Here is a 17,389-nt window from a genome sequence, read left to right as displayed (position 1 = left end):
AAGAACTCGGCTATCGCTTCCAAATTTGGAATCCGTGATCTATTCTCCAATCCCCACGAATTCAAAACATTGATCGGATACTGTTGCAAAGCAATTGCCTTCATCGTATAAGAATCAATTGTAAACACTCTCTGGTGTACCCCTTACTTTTCCTACCCTTAAGAGGAGGTTAAAATTTCTTTAGGGATGTTTAGAGATGTTGAGGTATATTTAGGTAAATTCTTGTTACCATTTTGTAACTCACAGAACGCAAAGTACTGACGATCGTTGAAGGGCACATTTTGTATCGGCAAGTAGTTTGTAATCAAATATCTACCCGAATAACACCATTTAATTCATGGAGCTCCTGTACTCCTGTGGGGTCACGCCCGTATGTTGCTTAAATACCCTTGTAAAATGCTGCGGATATTTAAATCCAAGCTCATAAGCAATTTCACTAACTGACTTATCTCCATCGAAGATCTTCGACTTCGCTGCATCGATAAGTTTCAAGTGAATGTATTCGTTCGCTGACTTACCGGTTTCTTTTTTAATAAGGTCGCCAAAATAATTAGCGGAGAGATTCAGTTCATTCGCACAGTATGCGACCGATGGCAATCCAACTTCCTGTGGTTTGTCGGATGCAAAGAATTCATTGAGGAGTGTCTCAAATCGCTCCAGTATTCCTTTATTAACGTTGTCACGAGTAATGAACTGGCGATCGTAAAAACGAACACAGTAGTTTAAAAATAATTCAATGTTTGATGCAATGAGCGTCTTGCTATACTTATCAACTCCGTGTTCTAATTCAAATTGAATTTTTGAAAAACAATCCAAAATGATTTGTCTTTCACGCTCTGACAAGTGAAGCGCTTCGTTTGTTGTATATGAAAAGAACGAGTAGTCATTCATGTGACGTCCGAGAGAGGTGCCGTGAATAAAGTCGGCATGAAATATCAACGCTCGGCCTTGAGGCTGGTAAAACTCGTCACCGTGTGAACCGATTACCTGCCCAGGAGCTAAAAAGACAAGTGTGCCCTCTTCATAGTCGTAGTTACTGATACCGTACTTCAGATCACCACATTTAATCTCTTTGAGGAATACAACATAAAATCCATAGCTCATTTTTCTCAGCTGCCTTGGGGCCGCTTTTGAAAGATCAACAACGCTTACAAGCGGATGCAGGGTTTCGTTCCTGTTGAAGGCATTGTACTGGCTGACTGTATCAAATTTCAAAATCTCTTCCATAGCCGGCTTTCATTTTTCTAATCAAAATTACGTGTTGTAAAGCCCTTTTCGACACCGGCAGGCACTAATCAGTAAAATTGGTAGGTAAACCAGTAATCCGTATAAGTCCCCTGGCCTGGCATTATAACACCTTTGTAGCGTAAAAAATCGCAATGGCATGAGGCAACTAGGGAAAAGCGGCTTGGAAGTATCGGCAATCGGTCTTGGCTGTATGGGCTTAAGTTTTGGATACGGGCCTGCAACTGACAAGCAAGAAGGAATAAGGTTGATTAGAAGGGCGTATGAGCTTGGTGTAAATTTCTTTGATTCAGCTGAAGCTTATGGACCATTTACTAACGAGGAACTGCTGGGCGAAGCAGTTCAATCATTCCGCGATGAAGTAGTGTTGGCAACGAAATTCGGTTTCAAAGGTGGCAACTCCACAGCAGGTTTGGATAGCAGACCTGAAAATATCAGAGCGGTTGCCGAGGCGTCATTAAAAAGGCTGAAGACAGACAGGATCGATTTATTTTATCAGCACCGTGTTGATCCTAATGTTCCTATCGAGGATGTGGCTGGGACTGTGAAAGAACTCATAGCCGAAGGAAAAGTAAAGTATTTCGGTTTATCCGAAGCCGGAGTCCAAAGTATTCGCAGAGCACATGCAATTCTCCCAGTGGCAGCTCTTCAAAGTGAATATTCACTGTGGTGGAGAGAACCTGAACACGAAATTTTCCCAACCATTGAAGAACTGGGAATTGGTTTTGTTCCATTCAGTCCCCTTGGCAAAGGCTTCCTTACGGGAGCAATTAACTCTAACACACAATTTGATAAAACAGATTTTCGAAACATAGTACCACGCTTTAACGAGGACAATCGAAAAGCAAATCAGGTTGTTGTCGACAAAGTAGCTGAGTTTGCAAAGAAGAAGAACTCTTCATCAGCGCAGGTTGCACTTGCCTGGGTGCTCGCACAAAAACCATGGATCGTACCGATTCCTGGCACAACAAAAATTCATCGTTTGGAGGAAAACCTGAAAGCCGGACAACTCACATTGTCAAATGACGATTTGGATGAAATCGAACGCGCATTCTCACAGATTGAAATTCAGGGCGCGCGATATCCACAACATTTGCAGTCAAGAGTTGATCGTTAAACTTAAAGAAGAAAAAATGAGGTATTTAATAATAATGACACTAGCAATTACAGCAAGTATCAACACGATCGCTGCTCAAACGAATCAAAATAATCCGAAACAAAACCCGTACACCTTGGTGTATGAGGGAGCGATTACAGAGAATGTCAAAGGTAAAGTGAATATACATCCAGTGAGTTATAAACTTAACGGAATTGATATCGCTGCGAATGTTTACACTCCTGCCAATTATGACCCAACGAAAAAATATGGGGCAATAGTAGTGGCTCATCCAAACGGTGGTGTAAAAGAGCAGGCTTCTGGACTTTATGCTCAGCGTTTGGCCGAATCAGGCTTCATAACAATCGCCGCGGATGCAGCCTACCAAGGTGCAAGCGGTGGAGAACCGCGACATACCGACAAGCCTGCCTTCCGCATTGACGACATACGCGGTATGGCTGATTTCATTACGGGTTATGCAGGTGTTGACGCGAACCGTCTTGGTGTGCTCGGGATTTGTGGTGGTGGTGGCTATACACTTAAAGCTGCGCAGTCGGACAAGAGGTTTAAGGCAGTCTCAACGTTGAGCATGTTCAACTCAGGAGAAGTAAGGCGTAATGGATTTCAAAATTCACAGATAGCCACAATTCAGGAGCGCTTGAAGAAAGCATCAGAGGCACGTGCACAACAAGCAGCGGGTGGTGAAATTATTTACGCAGGGGTGGCCAGTATTACAGACGAAGAAATAGCAAAAACTCCAACTGATCTATATCGAGAGGGATATCAGTATTACTACAGGACGCATGCGCATCCAAACTCAACTTTTTTGTATACCATGAGCAGCTTGTTGGATTTGATGACTTGGGATGCAACTACAAATATGGATTTATTGACTCAGCCTCTTTTGATGATTGCGGGAAGCAAGGCCGATACAAAATATATGACAGATGATGCATTCAGCAAAGCAACGAATGCCAAGAGCAAGGAGCTTTTTATTCTTGAAGGCGGAACACATATACAAAGTTATTGGAAGAAAGAATATGTGGACAAGGCGATCAATAAACTGACAGATTTCTTCAATAAGAATTTTGAGTCTGAAACGGCAAAGTAATCCACCATGAAAAAAAGCATTCTTACTATGGTTATACTTTGTGTCGCAATTCTTTCATCGTGCGCTCAACAGCGCGGTGTTGAATCATCTGACACGAACAGCACTTTTCCAAAAGGAAACAAGATCAATAGTAGCAACTTTCAGGGAACTGCTTATCTCCAACCTCTGATGGAAGCAGATAGCCTCAATCCTATCTCTGTAGGAAATGTCACATTTGAAGCTGGTGCCCACACCAAATGGCATAAGCACCCTGGAGGTCAAATTCTTTTAGTGATGTATGGCGTTGGATATTACCAGGAGGAAGGCCAGGAAAAAAAGATACTTCACAAAGGTGATGTAATTAAATGCCCTGCAAATGTACCGCACTGGCATGGAGCGAGTCCAGAGAGTGTATTTTCTCATGTCGCGATTACAAATCGTCATCTAGGCGATACTGTTTGGCTGAGTGAAGTCACAGACGCAGAATATAAAAAGTAATTCGAGCTACTGAGGCTCAAACTATAATCAATATGAAGTATAACAGATATACACTAGTAGTACTTGCAACAATAATATTGTCCTCATTCTCTGTTGACGCTCAAAAGAAACAAGCAATCGTTATACAGGATCAAGGCAGTTTCGCTGTGGGAGGATCTGTCGTTACCGCGCCAGGAACATTTGACCCGATCAAACATGGAGCATTCAATCCTGCAAACCAAAGCTCAGAAGGTCAAACATTGCATGGAGACCATGCCTATGTGTTTTATCAGATTCCTGATAAAGCGAGGAAACTTCCGTTGGTGATGTGGCATGGTTACGGACAATTTTCAAAAACATGGGAGACAACTCCTGATGGTCGCGAAGGATATCAAAACATATTTCTGCGACAACGCTTTCCAGTTTATCTCATTGATCAACCCAGACGTGGTCGTGCTGCGCGCGGAACTGTAGGTGGAACAATCGCTGCAGCGCCAGAAGATCAATTGTGGTTCGGAATATTCCGTTTAGGTGTTGGCAATGAGTTTTACCCTGGTGTCCAATTCTCAAAAGATCCTGAAGCACTTAATCAGTATTTCCGGCAGATGACTCCAAACATTGGGCCCATCGATATTGAAGTAAATACAAAGGCAGTATCTGCATTGTTCGACAAAATAGGAGAAGGAATTCTTGTTACACATTCGCACAGTGGTGGCCAAGGTTGGATGACAGCAGTTAAAAACAAGAATATAAAAGCAATTGTGTCTTATGAGCCCGCAAGTAATTTTTTATTCCCGGAAGGACAAGTACCGGAAACGATCACGTATGCGGGTGGAAGTCTTAGGGCAGTTGGTGTTCCCATGGCAGATTTCATGAAGCTAACCAAAATCCCAATTGTAATTTACTACGGTGATAATATCCCATCGCAGCCTGTTGAAAATCCAGGCCAGGAACAATGGCGTGCAGCTCTCACGATGGCTAAACGATGGGCCGAAACAGTAAACAAACTCGGTGGTGATGTTACGGTTGTTCACCTTCCTGAAATCGGTATAAAAGGCAACACGCATTTTCCATTTTCTGACTTAAACAACGTGGAAATAGCAGGACTTATGTCGAATTGGCTAAAAGATAAAGGACTCGATAAATAAAACTAATCAAGATTATGAAACACATATTTTATATCACGCTTTTACTATGCTGTATAACCTTTAATGGTATCGCACAGGATGGCGATATTTTTCCTAAAGGAGAAAAAGCAGCAAATGTCCACCATGTAGGAAATGTATGGTTGAATGAATTAAGCCCGGCAGATCAGGTCTTCACATATAGTACTTCTGTCGCCACGTTCGACCCTGGCGCCAGACTCGATTGGCACAGTCATCCAGGTGGGCAAATTCTGCTCATTACGCAAGGCGTTGGATACTATCAGGAAAAAGGAAAGTCAAAACAAACAGTACGCAAAGGTGATGTAGTTAAATGCCAGCCCGGTGTTGAGCATTGGCATGGTGCTACACCTGAAAACGGGGTAACGTACATAGCGACCTCTCCCACCCAAAATGGCAAAACGGTTTGGTTAAAAAGAGTGACTGATGAAGAGTACGGTTCAGGCTCATCCACTGCTTCAAAGGGTACATCATACTCAAATAGTCAAGAGAAGGATGTGCTTGCACTTTCAAAGGACAAGTGGACATGGATGGCAGACAAAAATATTGACAAGCTAAAAGATCTTTTTGATGACAAATCTGTCTTCGTCCACATGGGCGGCTCCTGGGGAAAACAACAAGAACTTGACGTAATCAAAAGCGGAGGTATTCATTACAAAAAAGCCGATGTGCATGAAGCGTCAGTGCAGATCATTGGCAACACGGCAATCGTACTAAATAGCATCACGCTACTTGCAGTCGTAGGCGGAAACGAAGTGACAAATCCTTTCATTGTAACAGAAGTGTATACAATGGAAAATGGAAAGTGGAAAATGGGATCATTGTCCTTTACCAAAACAATGGGGCCGGGAAGTGATCAACCTAAAAAGTAATCCGGATTAAATACAACACTTTGAAGCTGCTTACAATAATCTTTGCTTTCATCACCATCGGCTGTTCCTCGCAGGACAGCGCTACGGAACCAAAGCGTGATGTCGCCAATAGGTCGGGCAAAGTTCTTATTGTTTACTTATCACGTACTAACAATACGAAAGCGATTGCCAAGATCATTCATGAAAAGGTTGGAGGAGATCTTGTCGCATTGGAGTTGGTAAATCCGTATCCTGATGACTACAAGACTACAGTGGCACAGGTGGCCAAAGAAAATGAAACCGGGTTTCTCCCACCATTGAAAACCAAAATCGACAACATTCAAAACTATGCTGTTGTGTTTGTGGGTTTTCCAACGTGGGGTATGCAGTTACCCCCGCCTATGAAAAGCTTTCTGAAACAGTATGACCTCAGGGGAAAAACAGTTGTTCCTTTTAACACGAATGGTGGCTACGGCATTGGAAGCACCTTCAGCACTGTAAAAGAGTTATGTCGAAATAGCCAGGTCGTTGAAGGATTCTCTGTCAAAGGTGGAGTCGAAAGAGATGGAATTCTTTTCGTGATGGAAGGCGAAAAGGAAAAGGAAGCACGGCTTGGGATTGAAAAGTGGTTGGAAAAGATCAAGATCATCAAATAGCACAATCAAGCCGATCTGCAATGAGAAAATTTAGAACATATCTGATAGCGATACTTTCAATGCTGGTATATCAAGCGGGACAAGCACAAGATCAGCCGGCAATAAAAACACTTTCAGATAAACAGAAGGGCATTGTGCAAATGGCAGCCTTTACTGCCAAAGGTGATCTGGAAAAGCTTAAGGTTGCCATCAACAAGAGTTTAGATGCCGGAATGACTATAAACGAGTGCAAAGAAGTTTTCCTTCATACATATGCTTATTGCGGTTTTCCAAGAAGTATACAAGGGCTTAACACATTAATCGCAGCCCTTGATGAGAGGAAAGCCAAAGGAATCAATGACAATGTCGGAAGAGAAGCAACTCCCGTAAATGATACAAGCAAATATGAGACTGGATGGAAAAACCTAGCCAGGCTTGGAGGACGGTCCACGGATGGCCCAATTGAAAAACCAACATCGGGTTATGGAGCGTTCAGTCCTGAGATCGACAGATTCTTGAAGGAGCATCTGTTCGCAGACCTTTTCTCGCGTGACCTCTTGACCTATGCTGAGCGTGAGTTGACAACCATATCTGTATTAATAGCGCTAGGTAAAGGAGTTGAACCTATGCTCAGCTCACATCTTGGCTTAACGCTCAAGCAAGGCATTAGTAAAAATCAAATCGAAGAGGTGTGTGCATTGATTGAAAAATCAGTTAGCAAGGCAGATGCTGATGCTGCCAGGAAAGTATTTTCAGAAATGTCGTCTCGATAGCGAGACACAATAGTTAGGAATGATTAAGGAAACGAGATGAAAAAGAATAGTGAAAATTTGAACTCATTGGCTGATAGATCCACAACGTCTACCGTGAAACTGAATAACGGGGTTGAGATGCCAATTCTGGGCTTTGGGGTATTTCAGGTACCAGACCCAAAGGAATGTGAGCGAAGTGTTTTTGACGCTATAGAAACTGGGTATCGGTTGATTGATACAGCAGCAGCATATATGAATGAAGAAGCTGTTGGTAACGCGATTAAAAAAAGCTCAGTGCCTCGCGAAGAACTGTTCATCACAACAAAGCTTTGGATTCAAGACGCAGGACATGATGCAACAAAAAAGGCGTTCGAACGCTCATTAAAGAAACTTCAACTTGACTATCTCGACCTGTACTTGATTCATCAGCCATATGGTGATGTTCACGGGTCATGGCGAGCAATGGAAGAACTTAATCGACAGGGGAAAGTACGCGCCATTGGGGTAAGTAATTTCCAGCCTGATAGAGTGATGGATCTTATTTCATTCAATGAGATTGTTCCAGCAGTAAATCAGATTGAAACCCACCCATTCCACCAGCAAATTGAGGCACAAAAATTCTTGCAGGAGAATGGAATTCAACATCAATCGTGGGGCCCATTTGCAGAAGGTAAGAACGATATTTTTATAAATGAGACACTATCATCAATTGGTAAGAAATACAACAAGTCTATCGCACAGGTTGTTCTCCGCTGGCTCACACAACGCGGAATTGTTGCAATTCCAAAATCTGTGCGTAAGGAAAGAATGGAGGAGAATTTCAACGTCTTCGACTTTCAACTCAGTATTGAAGATATCGAGATGATTGAACGCCTTGATCTAAAGACCAGCGCATTCTTTGATCATCGCGATCCTGCAATTATCAAATGGCTAGCTAGCAGAAAACTTGACTTACAGTAACTACCAACAAACCATAAAATGAAAAAACTATTCATCGGAATTACCGCACTGTTTTTCATTACCACCTCATATGCACAGCAAACCGCTGGCCCAGAAGTACGCACAAAATCAGGAGTTGTGCGTGGAGGCACTGAAGAAGACGTATCATACTTCAAAGGGATTCCCTACGCAGCACCTCCCGTTGGTGCAAACCGTTGGCGACCGCCTCAACCGGTAACTCCATGGAAAGACGTTCGTGATGCAACCAAAGACTGTGCTGATTGCCCGCAACGTGCCTGGCCGGGTTCTACATCCGTACAGTCTGAAGATTGTCTGTTTTTAAATGTATGGGCACCATCTTCCATTGAAAAGAAATCGAAATTACCTGTGATGTTTTGGATTCATGGCGGTGGATTCACTGGTGGTAGTGGTTCCGGTCCTGGCGCGTCTGGAAAAGCTTTTGCAAAACAAGGGGTTATCCTCGTAACAATTAACTACAGACTGGGACGACTTGGACATTTTGCTTTTCCTGCTTTAAGCAAAGAAAATCCAGATGAATATAAAGGCAGCTATGCTTTTATGGATCAGATTGCTGCGCTTAAGTGGGTTAAGGAAAACATTGCTGCCTTCGGAGGCGATCCTAACAACGTGACCATTTTTGGTTTTTCAGCTGGGGGAGTCGCCGTTCATTCACTCTTGACTATTCCCGCAGCAAAAGGTCTTTTTCATAAAGCAATTGGTCATTCAAGTGGCGGACGCGATGGCGTCCTAACGGGTAGGCCGATCAATACGGATAATGCCGATCCGCTTTACACACTTTCAGCAGAAACAATCGGGACAAATTTTGCGCGCAGACACAAGATTCAAAGTACCGATGCGGATGCGTTAGCTAAACTTCGTGCATTGAGCGTACAACAAATTGTAGATGGCGGACAGGAAAACGATAGCACTGGCGTCAGAACCTATTCAGGTCCAATTCTCGATGGAAAGCTAGTAGTGGAAACTTCGGAAAGTGCATACAATGCAGGAAGGTTTCCGAGTGTTCCGCTGATGATCGGTAATTGTAGTGCTGAAATTGGTGGGGCATTTGTTAGCACTGCGACAACGAAAGAGGCACTGTTTTCTCTCTTTGGAGAGAATGAAGCTGAAGCGAAACCCGCATACGATCCTAATGGGAACAAAGAGTTCGCAGAAGTCCAGACGATGTTCAACACAGATTGGGTGTGGGCCGAACCAGCACGCATGACTGCCAGAGCATTCACCAAGAAACGCGCTCCAGCTTACGTGTTTCAATTCGGTTATGTACCGGTTGCAGCGAGAGAAAGAGCCCGTTACGGTGCAGGTCACGGATCTGATATCGCATTTGCCTTTAATACGCTCAATGCAAGATGGGGAGCTCCTGCAGAACCTACCGCGGAAGAAAAAGAGTTAGCCAGAATCATGAATACATATTGGGTGAACTTCGCGAAGACAGGAAATCCAAATGGATCTGGCTTACCTGTATGGCCAATCTACGATACTAAGAAAGAAGAAATACTCGATATTGATTTGGATGGCAAAATTGTAGCGAAACCAGATCCAAGGAAAGCAAGACTGGACGTCATTGAAAAGGCATTTAAGAACCGGGAAAAAATCCAGGCACGCGGCATTTGATTTCGTAACTTATAAACACATTAAACACAATAGCCATGGCGACAATTAACCTAAACATTAACGGTAAATCGCAGGTAGTGGACGTTGACCCGAAAACTCCTCTCCTATGGGTACTTCGTGAGCACCTCAATCTCGTGGGTACCAAGTACGGATGTGGTATCGCACAATGCGGGGCATGTACTGTTCACCTTGAAGGAAATGCTGTGCGCTCATGTTCAGTGCCTGTATCAACCGTGTCGAATAAAAAAATTACGACTATCGAAGGTCTTTCGGAGAATGGTGATCACCCTGTGCAGAAGGCGTGGTTAGAGCATGATGTATCACAGTGCGGCTATTGTCAAACAGGACAGATCATGTCCGCTGTTGCCCTGTTAAAATCAAATCCAGCTCCGACTGATGCGCAAATCGAGACTGCGATGTCAGGCAATATTTGTCGGTGCGGTACCTATCTGCGCATAAAAGATGCGATCAGATCAGTGAATACACAAAGATAAAATTGATCGACTCACCATAATCTAACAATGTGAAAATGGAAAAGATTAAAACATCACAAAGCAGACGATCATTTTTAAAATCGTCAATGCTAGCAGGCGGTGGCCTCATGATTAGTTTTAGCGGATTGGGAAAATTGGTTTCATCCGAGAACATCGATCTGAAAAATGTCGCAGATGAATGGAATGAGATAACAGGATATATTAAAATAACCCCCGACAATATTATTAAGATACTGAACCCTAATCCTGAGTTCGGACAAAATGTGATGACATCGCTTCCGATGATTGTCGCTGAAGAGTTGGACGTGGATTGGAAAAAAGTTATCGTGGAAATGGGCCCACATGACAATGTTAAGCTCGGGCCTCAGTTTACAGGAGGAAGCAATTCCGTAAGGATGTATTGGAAACCTCTGCGTGAGGCGGGTGCAGCAGCACGACAAATGTTGAGAGATGCAGCTGCGCAAACTTGGAGCGTGCCTGTTGATGAGGTAACAACAAAGGCTGGATTACTCTACCATGAAAAAAGTGGTAAGTCGGGAACATATGGCGAGTTCGCATCGAAAGCTGCGGCTAATCCAATACCGAAAGGGATAAAACTAAAAGATGTCAAGAGTTTCAACGTTGTGGGGAGCTCAAGTCGAAATGTAGAGGGTTCAAAAATTGTAACTGGCAAACCACTTTTTGGAATAGACAGCAAGGTTGACGGGATGCTTATTGCTATGATTGAACATCCACCGGCATTCGGTAAGAAACTTAAATCTTTCGATGCATCCGAAACCTTGAAGATGCCCGGTATTAAAGATGTGTTTACCATAAAATTGTACGAAGATGGTTTCGAACAGGGCGGCTTTGATACACGGACTTTTAACGACCTGTTAGTAGTCGTAGGAAACACGACATGGGAAGTAATGAGCGCCCGGAAAAAATTGAAAGTCACTTGGGAGCAGATCACCGAATCGAAAGAAACTGTTGCAGGTTTCAGAGGCAAAACTGAAGTCGTTATTCCTGCTGAGCTTGAGACTACCAGCGCGCAGCTGGCAAAGATGGTTGAATTCGCTAAGAAACCCGCGCAACAATTACGCAGAGACGGAGATCCCGAAACAGCATTCGCCAAGGCAGCACAAGTTTTAGAACGCACATATACCGCTCCGTTTTTAGCACACAACTGCATGGAGCCTATGAATTTCTTTGCTCATGTTACAGATGAAAAAGCGTTATTCATTGGCCCGCACCAGGCACCAGGTTGGATAGAACCTACTCTATCGAAAGTGTTAAATATGCCTGCCGATAAAATAGAAATTCAAATGACGCGTATGGGCGGAGGCTTTGGTCTTCGAGCATATGGACATTACATGACGGAGGCTGCGCTAATTTCGAGAAAGATGAAAGCTCCGATTAAACTGGTTTACAGCCGCGAAGACGATATGACTTACGGCATCTATCGTCCAATGTATACGGCTACTTATCGCGCAGCATTGGATGCTAACAAGAACCTGATTGCATTCCATGTAAAAGGTGGCGGAATACCTGAACATCCAATTCATGCAAATCGCTTTCCTGCTGGTGCTGTTGATAATTATCTCGCTGAAGGTTGGGCAATACCATCAAACATAACCATCGGAGCATTCCGAGCTCCTCGATCAAATTTCAATGCTGCAGCAGAGCAGTCGTTCTTAGACGAGTTAGCGGAGACAATGGGGAAAGATCCAATAGATCTTCGTCTTGAACTTTTAAAGCGCGCCAAGGAAAACCCTGTTGGGAAGAACAACGAATACGATGCAGACCGATATGCAGGTGTTCTGAAGCTCGTAAGAGAAAAATCAGGATGGAATAATTCTGAAAGCAAAAAATACAGTCGCGGAGTTGCTGCTTATTTCTGCCATAACTCTTATGCAGCGCACGTTGTAGATGTCGTGAAAAAAGATGGCCAACCGTATGTCGAACAAGTTTTTAGTGCGATTGATTGTGGCGTGGTGATAAATCCTGATGCTGCTGTAAATATGGTTCAAGGCGCTGTTGTTGATGGAATAGGAAATGCTCTCTATGGAGGCCTGACCCACAAAGACGGTGCTCCCGAACAAAACAATTTCAATCGCTACAGAATGATCCGACACAAAGAAGCTCCTAAAAAGATTGATGTCAGTTTTGTAAAAAGTGATACTGACCCAACCGGATTAGGCGAACCTCCTTTTCCACCAGTCTTCGCTGCTGTTGCTAATGCGTTGTATAAAGCGACAGGGAAGCGTTACTATGATCAGCCGTTTGGAAAACATGTTGAGATAAATTCGCCTCGGATGTAATATCAAAAAGCAAAGATCGACTGCGATGATTTGCGCTGTAGTTCTTTGCTTTTACTCCGCTAACTTTGACAGTCTCCTCTTGCACCTGCCTTTACTTCGACTGACCGAACGCAGGTAAGCGACAGGAAGAGATTAACACGTTTTTTCCCTTGGCAGCACTGCATTAATCTCATGCATTGTTAGTTATACCTTCTCTATTCAGTAAAGCAACAATTCCTTTCTGCACGCTCTCTTTGAAATCTACCAGCAGATTAAGATTGTTACCTCTCCAAAGCGTTTTATTTGCCAGAAGTTCCGGCAACGATGATTCAATGCCGGCCTGCCATGCATTTTGAAATATTTCTTTTACTGCCTGATTGTCTTGTATCGGAATTGATTGCTCATGGTATTGTCCACGATAGAACACGATTAATGCTGCCAAAGCTTGTGCAATGCGTGGAGGTGTTTTACCGGTTCGTTTAAAATACTCAAGAAGCGTTGGCAGTAATCGCACATTGAACTTATCAATTGAATTCAAAGCAATGGAAGAGAGCTGATGATCCAGGAAAGGATTTTTTAAACGGTCCATCACTTCAACTGAGAAGGATTTAAGTTCATCAACAGGCTGCGGCAACGTGGGAATGATCTCCTCGTCAATAAGCGCTGTCACGAACCGTTCGATGTCCTTATCGTGCAATGCTTCCCGTACAGTTCTGAATCCACGCAGGTAACTATAGGCCATCATCGCAGTATGCGCGCCATTGAGAATGCGTACTTTTCTCAGGCGATAGTTACTTATATCTTCTACAAACTTTACCGGCAGGTTAGCGACCTCCGCGGGAAATAACGCACGCACAAAATCCGGAGCTTGTATAGCCAGAAATGAGTATGGCTCCACCATCACGGCCGCGTTATCTTTATAGCCGGTTCTTTCCTTTACTTCCTCTCCCACTGTTGAAGAAAATCCGGGAACGATCCTGTCAACAAGCGTATTACAAAAAATATTTTCGTCACGTATCCACTGTTTAAAATCATCCGACAAAAGCCAGGATGATGCATACTTCAATACAACTTCACGTAGCATATCACCATTACGCTCTATTAACTCGCAGGGAATGACAATTATTCCTTTAAGCTTTTTATTAAAGCGTTCCCACAGCAAACGCGTAAGCTTACCGGGGAAAGTTGTAGAAATTGAATCCTCACGAAATGGTTCATCTATATACGTAATTCCACTTTCGGTTGTATTGGAAATTACAAATTCTACTGTAGGCAAACTGGCGAGTGTAACAAATCCTTCGAAGTCATTATTGGCCTGTAAGGTTCCTTCAACACACGTAATTAACCGGATCTCCGATACTGTTTCGCCTTTACTTAAGCCCTTCACCAGTACGTGATATAAACCGTCCTGTCGATTGATTGCATTGTCCGAAGAACTTACCGATTGAATAATCCTGACATTACCATTAAAGGATGTAAGGTCGTTCATGATGTCGATCATGTAGTCTGCAAATCCCCGCAGGAAATTTCCGCTACCGAATTGAATAACTTTTATCGGGCGACTATTTATTTTAAGTGTCGTACGTGTTAATCTATTACTCATCTAATTGATTTTCAATTTAACATTCTGCCTGTATCGAGCTATGTGTTTTACTACATCAAAAGACATCGTAAACCATCTACATTCCCGTACCAGGAATTTACTTTGGTAATTACAATACGTTAGAGGATGAAAGAAGAAACTACGATAGGAAAAATTTAGTCATTGACGAATTAACACTACAGCCGGGAAAAACTTCCTCTCTTCTTGCCAGAGTAATTTGTAGCATTCATCACCTCCACGGTATTCGACTTGCTCGTATGCAGGTACTAAAAAAATGTTGTTTGGTTGTTCCGTTGCAAATTTATGCTTCGACAAAGTTTTGCAATTGACACAAACCGACTTTGTTTTTCCTAAATCCGACTTTTAGATTCGAACTGACTTTAAAAGGCTGGGAACAAAATGAATGATTGAGCAACCAATATATACTGTAGCAAGACGTTAAACATGCTGCCTTCACCCATTTCCAGTATACCTATTTTAGGAGCGAAGTGTATTTTTCATTAAAGAAAGTAGAATTTCCGTAGCGAAATCACCAACGGAGGCAAATTTATCCGAACAAATATCCGATACATCATTGAATATACCTATACGATGTACATGCCTATCTGGTTTATCATGGGGTATAGATAACATGGCAAGTACCGAGCCTATATATATAATACCATCGGGGCTTCGTGGCGCAACGGTTACATCTCCCAATAATTTACTTTTTGGTTGTATCGTAAAACGACAGTCACGGTTTTCATTTTCTGCAAGAGCGGCTTGACATCCAAAGGAAGCCTCCTCGATACCAGGTACACTAGCGTGCTCCGGTGTCAAAACTATATTTTTACAGCCTTTGTCTAAAAGGTACCTGGCAAATTCGCGCGCTATAATTACAGTTTCATTTGCATCCTTTCGTAATGTTGCCCTTTCAATAATTACAGCAGGACTTCCAGGATGCAGTATAGGGGGATCGAAGGATTTGTTATCGGTATTGCAGATCAGTATTCCGTCTACCCTGTGATGGTTTAAATGTTCGATCGCGGAGCTATATGCCACTTCATCTTCCAGTGTTTGTGTTACAATAAGGCTATAACCGTTTCTGCGTGCCACGTGCTCAGCAGCTGAAATAAAGCAGGAAGCTATGGCTGTGTTTAACCGATGTACCACTGCGCCCAGCATTCCTGTATGCTGGCTTCTCAACCTGCTGGCAAAGACGTTTTGCCTGTATCCCATTTGTCTGGCGGTTGCCAGAATCCTTTTGCGCGTCTCTTTGTGTACCAGGGGAACTCCGCTCAATGCGCGGCTCACCGTAGAAGACGATATACCTAAGGCCGCTGCAATGTCATAGATTGTTACCTCATTTTTTGCCTGCATTTTTTTTCACATTACTTGTTACTATATATAGCCTGTCGGGCATTTAACGGAGCTTTGCTAAATCAACAGAAGTCCTCGCGTACGAAACGTGCGAAAAAAACTTATCTAATATCACTTTGGAGTGTTGATGCGGAAGAAGTCAAAGTCAACAAAGCCACCGGTATATTGGGAAGCGTAGTTAAACAATGCAAATCTATAGCCCATAAAATGCGGTATAGTATATGCCATTCGTAGCGTAGAACCTATGGGTGTCCACGTGATACCATCTATGCTATAGAAAAAACTTGCTATATCCTTTCGTTCCGTAAAGTCACATTGAGTCTTTAGATATATAGTATTTTTAACGAAGGGCACCGATGCTATTTCAACCGGTCTGCCGGATTCAGCTGTTACCATTACAATATGTTTCGTTCCGTTGGGCCCCTTTCTCACACCAACCTGTCCATATTTACTTTGCAGTAATGCTAACCCGGCAAAATCACCTTCCTTCATGTGCGTCACATCGATGAATGTTTCGGCTATACATTGCGGTCCGATGGTTCGCTGTGTGAGTGTATTGCGCGCAAGTAAAAAACTAGTATCTATACGGGCCGTTGTAAGGCGCAGATGCCCGGGTCGTGCTGACAGGGACCAGTGTTTATTATCCGGATGGTGATTCCATTGCCACGCTAACGGCAGCATACGATCACCCTTCTTTCGAGAAAATTCATCCGGGGCAACTATACCGGGGATATACCCTTGACCCGGAGGCAGGGCAAGTATATCAGGAACCTTTCCATCATCACCCAACACGGGCCAACCTTCGCTCCACGACACAGGGACGAGATAAGGAATTCTGCCCACCGCGCCATAGTCACGGAACAAGTATGCATACCAACTTCCATCCGGAGAATCGATTACTCCACCTTGCGCCACACCCTTGTCCTGTAACACTACGCGACCTTCGTACGGTCCGGTTATTTTATCGGCACGGTGTACAATAACGGTACGCATACCCTCCCTGGGCCAGGCTATATTAAACAGGTAGTATTTGCCATTCACTTTAAACAATTGCGATCCCTCGGCAGGTAAGCCTATATTGTTTCCTGCCGGTGCACTTGCATTGCTGATGATTACGGTTTCAGAAGCACCGGGCTTTTTTCCGGATGCATCTGCGTTAAGCTCCACGAGCTTTATTGTTCCTGAACCATAGAGCATATAGGTCTTCCCGTCATCGTCAAAGAACAACGAGTGGTCGTGATAAGCCGGAGAAAAAGAAACTACCTTCCACTTTCCTGCCTCAATATCGTCTGTACTATATATATAGGTCCTGCCGGTAGTCTGTGCAAATGTACTTACATAATATACTCCCTGGTGATACCGTATACTGCTGGCCCACGAACCGCGTCCATAAGCGCTTTTGCCGTTGGTCAGATTTAGTTCATCAATGTTTGCAAGTGTATCATACGCATAGCTCACCAGGCGCCAGTTCACAAGATCGTTGGATTTCATGATCGGCACACCCGGCATCATGTGCATGGTGGTACTACTCATATAGTATGCATCGGCTACACGCACGATAGACATATCCGGAACATCTGCAAAAATGATCGGGTTACGAGCATGTGTGTCTTGAGCTGATGACATTGTAATGAAGCCAAGACAAAAAATAATATTGACAGTCAGCACCAGTCTGGCACTAAACTCTTTTAAACAGGCTTTCATATATACATCTTCATGTTATAATCTGGCGATTGAATTGTTAATACTTTTA

General features: G+C 43.4%; 15 protein-coding genes. 11 read left to right on the top strand and 4 right to left on the bottom strand.

Translation table 11 applies throughout. From position 1 onward, the window contains the following. Positions 1–330: 330 nt before the first annotated feature. Positions 331–1,227, bottom strand: coding sequence for a helix-turn-helix domain-containing protein (locus tag ACFQ21_RS20435; RefSeq protein ID WP_377581913.1), 897 nt, complete (start codon positions 1,225–1,227; stop codon positions 331–333). A 157-nt stretch (positions 1,228–1,384) separates the two neighbouring features. Between ACFQ21_RS20435 and ACFQ21_RS20430 the strand changes: the two genes are divergently transcribed. Genes ACFQ21_RS20430 through ACFQ21_RS20380 form a run of 11 tightly spaced genes read left to right on the top strand, consistent with a single transcriptional unit; the run spans position 1,385 to position 12,695 of the window. Continuing rightward, positions 1,385–2,362: an aldo/keto reductase gene (locus ACFQ21_RS20430; RefSeq protein ID WP_377581911.1), complete on the top strand. Its 978-nt coding sequence runs from the start codon at positions 1,385–1,387 to the stop codon at positions 2,360–2,362. 16 nt (positions 2,363–2,378) lie between these two features. Further along, positions 2,379–3,452, top strand: coding sequence for an alpha/beta hydrolase (locus ACFQ21_RS20425; RefSeq protein WP_377581908.1), 1,074 nt, complete (start codon positions 2,379–2,381; stop codon positions 3,450–3,452). Positions 3,453–3,458: 6 nt separating this feature from the next. After that, the gene (locus ACFQ21_RS20420; RefSeq protein ID WP_377581906.1) at positions 3,459–3,929 is read left to right on the top strand and encodes a cupin domain-containing protein; all 471 of its coding nucleotides are present in this window, start codon (positions 3,459–3,461) and stop codon (positions 3,927–3,929) included. A gap of 32 nt (positions 3,930–3,961) precedes the next feature. Next, positions 3,962–5,056, top strand: a complete 1,095-nt coding sequence (locus ACFQ21_RS20415; protein ID WP_377581903.1) for an alpha/beta hydrolase — start codon at positions 3,962–3,964, stop codon at positions 5,054–5,056. 14 nt (positions 5,057–5,070) lie between these two features. Next, positions 5,071–5,943, top strand: a complete 873-nt coding sequence (locus tag ACFQ21_RS20410) for a DUF4440 domain-containing protein (protein WP_377581900.1) — start codon at positions 5,071–5,073, stop codon at positions 5,941–5,943. 20 nt (positions 5,944–5,963) lie between these two features. Continuing rightward, positions 5,964–6,578, top strand: a complete 615-nt coding sequence (locus ACFQ21_RS20405; protein ID WP_377581898.1) for a flavodoxin family protein — start codon at positions 5,964–5,966, stop codon at positions 6,576–6,578. A gap of 20 nt (positions 6,579–6,598) precedes the next feature. After that, positions 6,599–7,330 (top strand): carboxymuconolactone decarboxylase family protein, encoded by a 732-nt coding sequence (locus ACFQ21_RS20400; protein WP_377581895.1) that lies wholly within the window; start codon positions 6,599–6,601, stop codon positions 7,328–7,330. A 36-nt stretch (positions 7,331–7,366) separates the two neighbouring features. Continuing rightward, positions 7,367–8,269 (top strand): aldo/keto reductase, encoded by a 903-nt coding sequence (locus ACFQ21_RS20395; RefSeq protein ID WP_377581892.1) that lies wholly within the window; start codon positions 7,367–7,369, stop codon positions 8,267–8,269. An 18-nt stretch (positions 8,270–8,287) separates the two neighbouring features. Further along, a complete protein-coding gene (locus ACFQ21_RS20390; protein WP_377581889.1) occupies positions 8,288–9,901 on the top strand; it encodes a carboxylesterase/lipase family protein in 1,614 nt (537 codons plus the stop codon). Between the two features lie 35 nt (positions 9,902–9,936). After that, on the top strand, positions 9,937–10,395 hold the full coding sequence (locus tag ACFQ21_RS20385) for a (2Fe-2S)-binding protein (RefSeq protein WP_377581886.1): 459 nt from the start codon (positions 9,937–9,939) through the stop codon (positions 10,393–10,395). A gap of 35 nt (positions 10,396–10,430) precedes the next feature. After that, on the top strand, positions 10,431–12,695 hold the full coding sequence (locus tag ACFQ21_RS20380; protein ID WP_377581884.1) for a xanthine dehydrogenase family protein molybdopterin-binding subunit: 2,265 nt from the start codon (positions 10,431–10,433) through the stop codon (positions 12,693–12,695). A 169-nt stretch (positions 12,696–12,864) separates the two neighbouring features. Here ACFQ21_RS20380 and ACFQ21_RS20375 read toward each other — a convergent pair whose 3' ends face one another. The 3 genes from ACFQ21_RS20375 to ACFQ21_RS20365 all read right to left on the bottom strand — a co-directional run bounded on the left by ACFQ21_RS20375 (position 12,865) and on the right by ACFQ21_RS20365 (position 17,262). Next, positions 12,865–14,277, bottom strand: coding sequence for a tagaturonate reductase (locus ACFQ21_RS20375; RefSeq protein ID WP_377581881.1), 1,413 nt, complete (start codon positions 14,275–14,277; stop codon positions 12,865–12,867). A gap of 477 nt (positions 14,278–14,754) precedes the next feature. Beyond that, on the bottom strand, positions 14,755–15,636 hold the full coding sequence (locus tag ACFQ21_RS20370; protein WP_377581878.1) for a LacI family DNA-binding transcriptional regulator: 882 nt from the start codon (positions 15,634–15,636) through the stop codon (positions 14,755–14,757). 111 nt (positions 15,637–15,747) lie between these two features. Beyond that, positions 15,748–17,262, bottom strand: a complete 1,515-nt coding sequence (locus tag ACFQ21_RS20365) for a glycoside hydrolase family 43 protein (protein WP_377582053.1) — start codon at positions 17,260–17,262, stop codon at positions 15,748–15,750. Positions 17,263–17,389 lie beyond the last annotated feature (127 nt).

The sequence above is a fragment of the Ohtaekwangia kribbensis genome (assembly GCF_042676245.1).
In the GTDB taxonomy this organism is placed as follows: Bacteria; Bacteroidota; Bacteroidia; order Cytophagales; family Cyclobacteriaceae; genus Ohtaekwangia; species Ohtaekwangia kribbensis.
This window is presented reverse-complemented; position numbering and strand designations above follow the sequence as displayed.